This window comes from Psychrobacter sp. AOP7-B1-24 (assembly GCF_052376215.1).
Taxonomy (GTDB): Bacteria; Pseudomonadota; Gammaproteobacteria; order Pseudomonadales; family Moraxellaceae; genus Psychrobacter.
Genome location: NZ_JBQSVL010000090.1, coordinates 1 through 9,312, shown reverse-complemented (window position 1 = coordinate 9,312; position 9,312 = coordinate 1). Strand labels below are relative to the sequence as shown.

At 39.5% G+C, this 9,312-nt stretch carries 9 protein-coding genes; 4 read left to right on the top strand and 5 right to left on the bottom strand.

Annotated elements, in window-relative coordinates; translation table 11 throughout:
- Window positions 1-465 precede the first annotated feature (465 nt).
- Window positions 466-765: a hypothetical protein gene (locus tag ACT3QP_RS13095; protein WP_193217016.1), complete on the bottom strand. Its 300-nt coding sequence runs from the start codon at window positions 763-765 to the stop codon at window positions 466-468.
- Window positions 766-898: 133 nt separating this feature from the next.
- Here ACT3QP_RS13095 and ACT3QP_RS13090 point away from each other — a divergent pair, with 133 nt between their 5' ends.
- Window positions 899-1,252, top strand: a complete 354-nt coding sequence (locus ACT3QP_RS13090) for a replication initiation protein (protein ID WP_193217015.1) — start codon at window positions 899-901, stop codon at window positions 1,250-1,252.
- Between the two features lie 2 nt (window positions 1,253-1,254).
- Window positions 1,255-1,506 carry a hypothetical protein gene (locus ACT3QP_RS13085; protein ID WP_193217014.1) on the top strand — a complete coding sequence of 84 codons (252 nt, stop codon included), beginning with the start codon at window positions 1,255-1,257 and terminating at the stop codon, window positions 1,504-1,506.
- Between the two features lie 90 nt (window positions 1,507-1,596).
- Here the strand turns inward: ACT3QP_RS13085 and ACT3QP_RS13080 are convergent, their stop codons facing one another.
- Window positions 1,597-3,711: a right-handed parallel beta-helix repeat-containing protein gene (locus ACT3QP_RS13080; protein WP_193217013.1), complete on the bottom strand. Its 2,115-nt coding sequence runs from the start codon at window positions 3,709-3,711 to the stop codon at window positions 1,597-1,599.
- A 290-nt stretch (window positions 3,712-4,001) separates the two neighbouring features.
- On the opposite strand from ACT3QP_RS13080, the gene ACT3QP_RS13075 reads away from it, so the two are divergent.
- Together ACT3QP_RS13075 and ACT3QP_RS13070 are read left to right on the top strand one after the other, a co-directional pair.
- Window positions 4,002-4,334 carry a plasmid mobilization protein gene (locus ACT3QP_RS13075; RefSeq protein WP_193217012.1) on the top strand — a complete coding sequence of 111 codons (333 nt, stop codon included), beginning with the start codon at window positions 4,002-4,004 and terminating at the stop codon, window positions 4,332-4,334.
- A gap of 695 nt (window positions 4,335-5,029) precedes the next feature.
- On the top strand, window positions 5,030-5,569 hold the full coding sequence (locus ACT3QP_RS13070) for an MbeB family mobilization protein (protein WP_226950392.1): 540 nt from the start codon (window positions 5,030-5,032) through the stop codon (window positions 5,567-5,569).
- Between the two features lie 1,254 nt (window positions 5,570-6,823).
- Here the strand turns inward: ACT3QP_RS13070 and ACT3QP_RS13065 are convergent.
- From ACT3QP_RS13065 to ACT3QP_RS13055, 3 genes are all read right to left on the bottom strand, one after another.
- Window positions 6,824-7,318 (bottom strand): hypothetical protein, encoded by a 495-nt coding sequence (locus ACT3QP_RS13065; RefSeq protein WP_193217010.1) that lies wholly within the window; start codon window positions 7,316-7,318, stop codon window positions 6,824-6,826.
- Window positions 7,319-7,934: 616 nt separating this feature from the next.
- The gene (locus ACT3QP_RS13060; RefSeq protein WP_193217009.1) at window positions 7,935-8,216 is read right to left on the bottom strand and encodes an addiction module antidote protein; all 282 of its coding nucleotides are present in this window, start codon (window positions 8,214-8,216) and stop codon (window positions 7,935-7,937) included.
- Window positions 8,217-8,519: a type II toxin-antitoxin system RelE/ParE family toxin gene (locus ACT3QP_RS13055; RefSeq protein ID WP_193217008.1), complete on the bottom strand. Its 303-nt coding sequence runs from the start codon at window positions 8,517-8,519 to the stop codon at window positions 8,217-8,219.
- Between the last annotated feature and the right edge of the window lie 793 nt (window positions 8,520-9,312).

The following is a 9,312-nucleotide window of genomic DNA, read 5'->3' as shown; positions in this document are numbered from 1 at the left end:
ACACCGTCAAGGTAACAACACTAAAGGATTTGCAGTTTTTCAACTGTGAGTCCTTTAGGGTGAGTGTTCCCTGATTTCAGAACCCAGCCGAACCAAGAGCATAATAACTACTTAGGCTAATCTAAGTGTTATATAGCCCCCTAGGCTATATAACATAAGAGATTGAAGAAAAATTTAAGTTAAGATAATAATAAAAAAAAGCACTCAATCAGCAGAGTGAGTGTCGAGATCGTTGATTAAAAAACTAATGTGAAAAGAAAATATTAGTCTGAACCCTTGAAAACAAAGGGCTATAACTTAAAATGAACAAATTATATTTCAAATAAAACAGCAAAAATATCTGTTTTTAGACAACCTTGGATCCCCGAAAAAAAGGGCTGTAGCAAAAAAAAACTCTAACTTGAAGGAATTATATTTAAAAAAAACATCAAAAAAAATATGCTCAAGTTCATCTGAAATATTTACTTAGTATTCATCTGATGACCAGTAGATTGCTGATAGCGTGAATGTGTCTGTGTCAGCTTTTTTTATAAACGCCAAGCTCTGAGCCTGTAGGTCAGCATGAAAGCTATTCATAGCATCCCCCCAAATGTCAGCATAGTGATTGGCTAGTTGGATCAACTCATTGCTGGTAAACGTTCCTCGATAGTCCACTTCACCAGCAGAGATATAAGATTCCATCCTATTGTCACGTTCGCTAATCCACTCTGGAATTTTTACCTTGTCGTTATTTTCATTGGTTGAAATAAAATAATCATAAGCCACGACTAAACCCCTTCTCGATGCTATTTCTTAATTCTGTGATAACGTCCTCTAAGTGGTCTAAATCTGTTTTGCGTGTGATGTTGCTATCAATCCATTTAAGCAGCTGCTCTGCTATTATGAGCTAAAAACACCTGTGTGCACCAGTGAGCATGGCAGCCGTAAAGCCTTAGACTATCTCGCTAAGATACAAGCAGGACTTGTCAGAGAGACAAGAGCAGACGTCGGCTATACCAACTTCATCACTAAAAACCCCATGCACGAGCATTGGCGTACCGAAGTATGGACAAAAGAAGCCTATGAGCTAAATTATTTAGCGGAGTTCGTTGATCTAAGACCTTCAATGAACAAAGAGAAAGAATACGGACTTGGTAGAAACTATTCCCTATTTGATACCGTTCGCCATTGGGCTTATTCTGCGATTAGAGAGCATCGAGGCAAGACTTGGGAGCAGTGCTCAATTCAGTACTCAAACATGCTCAGAACGTAAATATGATGTTTTCAGAGCCATTACCATACTCAGAAATCAAAGCGGCTGCCAAAAGCATCGCTAAATTTTGCTGGAAGCGTGATGGATATCACTACAATGAGTTTATCTATCGCCAAGCACTCAAAGGCAGCAAGGGCGGTAAGGTATCTAAACGTAAGCCTGTAGCCACATCGGAACAATCGCTGAAACCTTGGATAGAGTTAGGTATTTCACGAAGAACTTACTATAATCGCAAAAAACTAGGTAAGCTTTAACAAAGTTGCACTGGATAAGCCTAAGTCAAATAACAGCCTTGTCAACTGACCTTGCTATTGCTCGACTTAGGCTCTTGTTGCTCCCTTATGCTAGCTGCAATCCTTCAAGCTTGCTATCTTGTTCCCGTTAATGGTCAATGTGCTCTCAGCTCCTTGTTCGAATTTAGCCATGTCCCATAGGTTGCTGCAAGCATTCTCATTTTGATCTGTATTTATATCGCCTCTGATATTTTTCACCGGACCGAAGAGTACTACTGCATTTTCGGCGGGATTATTTATTTGAAGGTTCGTGATGGTCACGTCCTCTACAGCCCCTCCCATCCATTCATTCCCATATAATGCGATTCCCGCGACTCCAGGGTTGTTAACTGTAACATTTTCTAATTCTATCTTTGAAGCTGGGTTAATAAATACTCCTGAGCGGCTGGTGTTACTAATATTCATATTTTTAATTTTAATGTTGTTATCGTCAAAGCTAGGAAGGTTATATGAATTAACTATCATTAAACCATTGATTCCGCCTGATAAGTTTGTTTCGTTCATAGTTACATCATGACTACCTTGTAATACTACTAAGTCCATTTCTTGGTCTTGGTTACTGTTATCGATAGTGAGATCATTTATGGTGACGTTGTCATTGCCTACCAATAGTAGCCCTTCACGGCGAGAGTTGCTGATGCTTGTATTATTAATATTCACATTAGATGTTGTAGTTCTATACGTACTTGTCTCTTGGTCGTAGTCACTGGCTAGAAAAATTCCATAGGTAACGTTGTCAATATCGACATTATCAATATTGATATTCTGGCTACCGATTGCACTTACTGCTGAGTTTGGAGCATTGGTTGGTGAGAATACTGCAAACTCACAGTTTGTATTGTTTGCACAAATATTTAGATCATGAATTTTACTATTTCTAATGTTGAGACCGTTGGTGTTGTTGAGCTTAATTCCATCGCCTGTGGTTGCTGAGATATTGACATTGTTGATTCTGATATTGTTTGAAATCTCGTTTAGGCTACCTATGCCTTCTGCCCCCCCCTTGGTCGTTATCCCTGTAACTGTAGAGTTAGAGGCAACTTTAATAACGCTGCTGTCTCCTGAAGTATTATTAATTTTTGCTGGTGTGTTTTGTCTATATTGAGCCTGTTTTCCGGAGGGTGTTTTGATTAACAACGAACCATTACCTAATAAGGTCTGACTTTCACCGATAATCAAGCTGTCGTCAAAGGTCACCACGCCGCTCATGAGGGCAACTCCATTCTCTCCTAGACTGGCAATTTGCTTATTGACTGCTTGTATATCTTCATTAGTATTATCATAAGCAAACTTTCGTATCTTGCCATAGTTAGCTGCTTGTTCAAAAATATCTGTATGATAAACGTCAGGTGTCATTATCAGTTCACGTCTGACTTGTTGCAGAATATGATTATTAGAAGTATCAGTTACACCTAAATTTAATTTTAATTGAGCACCAACTTGTAATTCATCTTCATCATCGTGCTCAACATATAGGCCAAACCCTAGAGAAGTGTTTTTTGGTAACCAATTAGGAGCGCTGGTATCGTATTCACTTTTTAATCGAAAACCAACATTATCATCTTGTGCAGTTCTTTCTTGCCAAAATCCGCCAAGATACATTTTTAGCGAAGAGTTTTTGTCCTGTGACAGAATACGCCCGAATTCTAGGTCAGCCGAGTTATTCAATTCTTCAATACCACTTGTAATATTGATGCCTAGGCGATCATCTTTGATACTAGCTGTAAATAGCTCATTTAGGATGTTTTTATTATTATTAATAGGTTGGTAGTAGTTTGCACGCGCTTCCCAAGCCTTGGTAATATACTCTATCCCAACAGAGGCTTGAGTGTATTTGTTATCATCGGTTTCTATAGTGTCGTAATATGAGTTGATACCGAAAAAGTTTTGATCTGGTAACGAGTGACGATACCCCAAACCAATACTGGCGTTACTAATATCATTATCATTTTGATAATAACGTAGGTCAAGAAATGGCACACCAGCTAATTGATTAGTGTAGGGAAGTAAAACTCCCAAGCCATAATTATTATCATTGCTAGTCCAATCGCCTTGTAATTGTAATTTTGGACTAAAGTTAGAGTTCATTTCTGCAACAGCAGGTACTGAAGAAAATGCAATAGGAATGATTACTGAACCTAGTATGAGATATGACACTTTCTTCATCAGGGGACCTTATATAAAATGTATATTATTGTTAATGATTACTATTATCATTAACAATAATATACATTAACTTACTATGTGTAAATAAAAAAAATATTCTAGACATATTAAATAGAATTTATCCTTAACAGGATTTGATAAAATTTTAGTATTAGCCAGCATATACCGTGGGCACAATATCCACTTCGTTACTATTGACCCAAGGCATGCCGGTAAGGGGAAACCCCTTAACCCCAACCCCTCACAAAAAGCCGTGAGGGGTAAAAAACAACCGCTAGAGCGAGGCGAACATGGCAAGAACAAAATGGCTAAAAATCAGAGTTTCTGACACTGAAATCTTAGACATTAAAAAGCGTGCAGGTCAGCACGATATGTCTAATTACGTTCGCGGATTGGTACTCGATCAGCCGGTAGCCGCGCCTGAACCCAAGCATAAAAAAATCGTACACAGTGCCGATCCCGAATTGGTGCGAGCTGTTAATCGCATTGGCATCAACATCAATCAAATCGCCAAGCAGACCAACGCAGGGCAAGAAGTCGGTAATGCCGTATTGATCGCCTTACTTAATTTGCAAACCACGCTAGACAAAGCACTAGCATCGAGCATGCCCGATGATCGTTAAATTCTTCACTCATGGCACCGGTGGCAGTAAAGGCGTGTTTGATTACTTGCTTAACGACAAAGAGCAGCCAGACGGTAAACGTCTTGATGCCGAAGTATTGAGAGGCGACATAGACAATCAATCATTGCTCATTGATAGCCTCGACTTTAAGCAAAAATATACCAGTGGTTGCTTATCGTTCACCGAGTCAGCCGATCAAGTGACCCCAGAACAAAAAAATGCCTTGATGGACGGCTTTGAGCAGACCATTCGAGCAGGGCTAGACGTTGATAGAGTTGCTGTTTCGTGGATTGAGCATCGAGATAAAGGACGGCTAGAGCTGAACTTTGTCTTTGCTAATGTGGATTTAGAACATGGCAGAGCATTTCAGCCCTATGTCCATAGCGTTGATAAGCGCCGCGTGAACGCATGGAAAGACATGCAAAATATCGAGCATGGTTTTACCGACCCCAATGACCCCGCCAAAAAGCGATTAATGGCGCAGCGCGACAACTTACCAAGGGATATTAAAGACACTAGGCAAGCCATTACTGACGGTCTACAAGCATTGGTGATTGGGGGTGCGATAACCAATCGTGACGGTGTTGTGAAAGCCCTAAAAGATGGTGGCTTTGAGATCGCACGTGAGACAGACAAAGCGATCTCTATCAAGAACCCAACAGGAAAACGAAATATCAGGCTGACAGGCGGATTATATGAGCGAGATTTTAACTTTAGCAGCGAAATTCAAAACACAGTCACAGCAGCAAGCGAAAACTATCGAGCAAGAAGTACAGAACGCTACGACGCAGCTAAACAGCTTTATGACAGCGAAATTGAAAGAAAGCGAGACTATCATCAAGCAAGGCATGACAAACCTAGACACGAGCAACGAGCAGTTGTTAAGCACGTTAGCCAAGCATCAAACCGATATGTCTACAGCTCTCGAAACTTATATGAGCAACGTCCAAGCCCATACCACCGAGCATTTAGAGCAGTTCGCAGAAGACATAGAGAAGACGATAGAAGCCTACACACAGCATATAGCGCAACTGATAACGCAGCGAGAAGACCGGATAGCGAAGGTCATCAAATCAGAAATGAAAAAATGGGCGACAGTCACCAGCTGCGTCGCACTCGCGGTACTGATATTCGGTATGCTCATAGGGGCAGCATTGGTCAACAAGTTCTCAAAACCGACCTACATCATTCAAAAGCCGCAGACACAGCAGCCCATCAACTACGGACAGAGATAAGTCATGGACAAGAGACTACTAGAGCAAGTGCAGCAAGCCCTACAAGCACAGCAGGACACGATCAAACGCCAAGAGCAGATGCTAGACGACCAAGAGCGATACACACAGCAGCAGCTACGCAAGAAAGACCAGGATATAGCCGAATTGACAGCCTTATTGAACAGATTGGCAAGAACGAAGACGCAAGAGCTGGAACGCTTACCGACGTTGTTCAAGGAGTTGCAAACTTCAATGACAGAACAAACCAGCGTGTTCAGTGGTTGGGTACAGCATCGGAAAGAGCACGCAACAACGCAATCAACGTTGATAAGCGAGTTATTGGCGTTAGGAAACATACAAATGCAGCTCGTAGAGCAGTTGAAGACGTATCAGAGCACGATAACACCGCCCGATTATCTAAAGAGCGATACGACGCAATTAGAGAGCGATACAGTGAAGTTAGAGGACGGATTGAGCGAATTAGTGAACGCACAGATCAAAATAGAGCAGTCACAAACGAAAATAACCGGCTCACAGACAGAAATACAGATGGAATTGAAGGAATTAAACAGATTGCTGGACAAGTGAAAGAAGCAATAAAAGTGAAAGAGCAAGAACTTGAACGTTCTAGAGCGCCTACAAGATCACGATCTCCGAGTATGGGTCGCTAGCTAAGGCAGAAAAGAATAAAATAAACACTGAGGCTATAGTTCGATGCCTCTACAGCGCACCGAACACGATCTATAAGCAATCTTAGTCACCAAAGGAGAAATAAAAATGTCCGATCACTCACTAACTGAACCACAGAAACAAATTTTAATGTCTTGCTTGGATCATAAATTACATACTGTTTTGCAAAAAATAGATAGCCTAAAAAAGCGACAAGGGTATATAAGCGATAGTCTATACAATGATTTTATGCAAACTTATGAAAATGAGCTACAGCTCATAAACTCAACCTACCTAGTGCTTACTCAAAAATAGACTTTATGGAACAGTACGCGCGCGTAGTTTCTTAACAAATACGAGGTAGCAATTTTCGGACATCGTAGAGCCTGACATTCAAATCAAAGATAATCCTAGCCACCAATGGCGATTAGGAATAGCACACCCTCAAGTTGAGGTTAGGCAAAAACAGACTCACAATAGCCATTCTCAAATCGATTGTTGGTATAGAGAAAAAACAGAAATAATAAAAACCGTAAACACTTAGGCTGTAGCTGATAGTTTACTTCCTAGTATAGGAGTGGAACTGTAAAAATAGGCTACCAAAACTCACTTCTCTATCTTAATTAACTTGCCGTCTTTAAAGTAAAGGGAGTGAGTGCGGCTATATATCCATCGTTCTGACGTTCCTGACGCATCAATAGTTGTACTTGTATTTTTAGGATTACCCCAACTAGTGTCATTTAAAACTTGTTTTTGGGTCATGCCAATTCTAGCAGCAGGTTTCTTATCTAATTGGCGATACCATTCTTTCTCTGTATCTTTATAATAAGTTACTTTTGTTTTTTCAGTGAATTTATCAAAACTACCACTAGGACTAACGTTTGTGAGTAAAACTTGACCGCTTCGGTCTTTGTAAATATACCTGCTTCCTGAACTAAGTTTTAAACCGTCTCCGCCACCAAGAGTCATTTTTGGACTTGACTGTTTATTCACATGACCACTAGATACATCTGATTGTCTATAGTAGCTATCAGCATCACCTATAGCTGCACTTGCACTAAAAGAAAGTAAAATCATCAATAATCCTAACCATATTTTCATAAAAAACTCATATTTGTTGTAGTGCCTTAAAACAGTCTAGCAAATTTATTGAGGATCAGTGCGAGCAAGTCCGTTAATAGTATTCATGAAAGAGAATTAAAATTATAAGACCTTTAGTTATTACTAAAGGTCTTTTTTTATGTCCAAAAACACCGCAAAAATTGACAATGATACGTATAAGGAGAGGTAGATATAAACCTTAAATCTTTCAACCAGGAAAAGGAGACAACACATCACAAAATATGAATTTTTATCGCTGATTTTGAATATATTCTCAATCCTTTTAGGAGCTTACTCAATATTTCAAAATATCGTACAATAGTATGACCTCTTTACCGTCTGAAATAGGCGGTGAAGAAGCCCCAAAAACCTCGATTGTTCCGATAAAGGTGGATTATGGTAAATGGATTTAGGGGTATTTTATATTTGAATAAAGAGATTAGCGATGGAAGAGAAATCGTTCAGTTATTATATATGGTCTAGTATTACTGATAGGTTTGGAAAGATTTTTGCATTCTTAGGTGTTTGAGAGTATTTCAAATTCTGTGTAAGTGTTGATGTAAGGTGAACAGCAGTTACACAGATTTTAGGAAAGCATTCAATACTCGTCTAGCGCCTAAATTGCTAGACGTAAATCTAAGGCTTTAACGACCTTAATAACTGTATCAAAACTTGGAATAACATCACCAGAGAGTGCTTTATATAGGCTTTCTCGACCTAACCCTGTATCTTTTGATAATTGCGCCATTCCCTTGGCTCTAGCGATATTTCCTAGAGCTTTTGCTATGAACGCTGCATCGTTGTTAGATTCTTCAATACAGGCTTGTAGATAAGCTTGCATATCTTGCTCAGTTTTAAGATGCTCAGCGCTATCCCATTTTCGAAGTTTGATAGCCATTTATAACTCCTCCTCTAACTCTTTTGCTAATTGAAGAGCAATTGTTATATCTTTACTTTGGGTAGATTTATCTCCACCTGCTAGTAGAATAACTACTCTTTGCCCTTGCTGACAGTAATAGACTCGATAGCCGGGACCAAAGAAGAGACGTAGTTCAGAAACGCCTTCACCGATAGGTTCAGAATCTCCAAAGTTCCCATCTTCTACCCGATCAATTCGGACTTGTATACGTTTTTTTGCCTGTTGGTCTTTTAGTTTACCAAACCATTTGTCAAAAACTTCAGTAGTATATATAGAGTACATGGGTTCATTGTATCCTATAGGATACAAACGAACAAGATTTATATTTATTTAAGTCTATCTTGAGATCTGACATGAAAAGAATTTCCTACTCTCGATTTATCCGCTTAATATAATATAAAAAGTGTGGTTTTATCCATACGTTACATAATGACGTTCGCACTCCATAAACGCTTGTTTACTTGTCAGTAAAAAGTCAAGATAAAGGTGTGTTAGGAGCGATGGCAAATCCATTACTACGTTGCTAATAGGTGATTAGATGAGTAGTGAATAAAATAGAGCGAGTATTGTCTGTCATGAGTCAGTCCCTAAGTATATAACGTCATATAGAACTTAGAACTATCTCATTAAAATGAGGTTAAATTGATTCGTTAAAAAATAAACCCCCCTATCACTTGACGTAATAGGGGGGTTTATCGTTTAATGTTCATTAACGGTTACAGCGTGGTGGAACACACTGTAACGACCAAATAAGCACTCAAACTGCGTTATTTGACCAGCAATTAAGCCCATTAGGGCATATTCTAAGCCAAAACTAGGCTATTTTGCAATCAAATTACCTCTTTTAGCGATTTTAAAACCCAGTTCTTACAAAACAAAACCGTGGTTTTACAATTTATTTGCTCGTTACCTTCCACTAATTAATACCTTGTAACTGTTCCCTAGCAATGGGTGGCAGGCATCAGTGACGACTGCATTGCGTGGGTGACAGTAAGCTCTCGACAGGGGGTTCTGGACATATTGAGCAACGCAATGAGTGGTTATATTGTCTTTTGAAGCGGTACATTGGGTGTAT

Coding starts and splice junctions, on each gene's coding strand:
- ACT3QP_RS13055 (WP_193217008.1), bottom strand. CDS start 8,519: ATGTACTCTATATATACTACTGAAGTTTTTGACAAATGGTTTGGTAAA.
- ACT3QP_RS13060 (WP_193217009.1), bottom strand. CDS start 8,216: ATGGCTATCAAACTTCGAAAATGGGATAGCGCTGAGCATCTTAAAACT.
- ACT3QP_RS13065 (WP_193217010.1), bottom strand. CDS start 7,318: ATGAAAATATGGTTAGGATTATTGATGATTTTACTTTCTTTTAGTGCA.
- ACT3QP_RS13085 (WP_193217014.1), top strand. CDS start 1,255: ATGATGTTTTCAGAGCCATTACCATACTCAGAAATCAAAGCGGCTGCC.
- ACT3QP_RS13080 (WP_193217013.1), bottom strand. CDS start 3,711: ATGAAGAAAGTGTCATATCTCATACTAGGTTCAGTAATCATTCCTATT.
- ACT3QP_RS13070 (WP_226950392.1), top strand. CDS start 5,030: ATGAGCGAGATTTTAACTTTAGCAGCGAAATTCAAAACACAGTCACAG.
- ACT3QP_RS13075 (WP_193217012.1), top strand. CDS start 4,002: ATGGCAAGAACAAAATGGCTAAAAATCAGAGTTTCTGACACTGAAATC.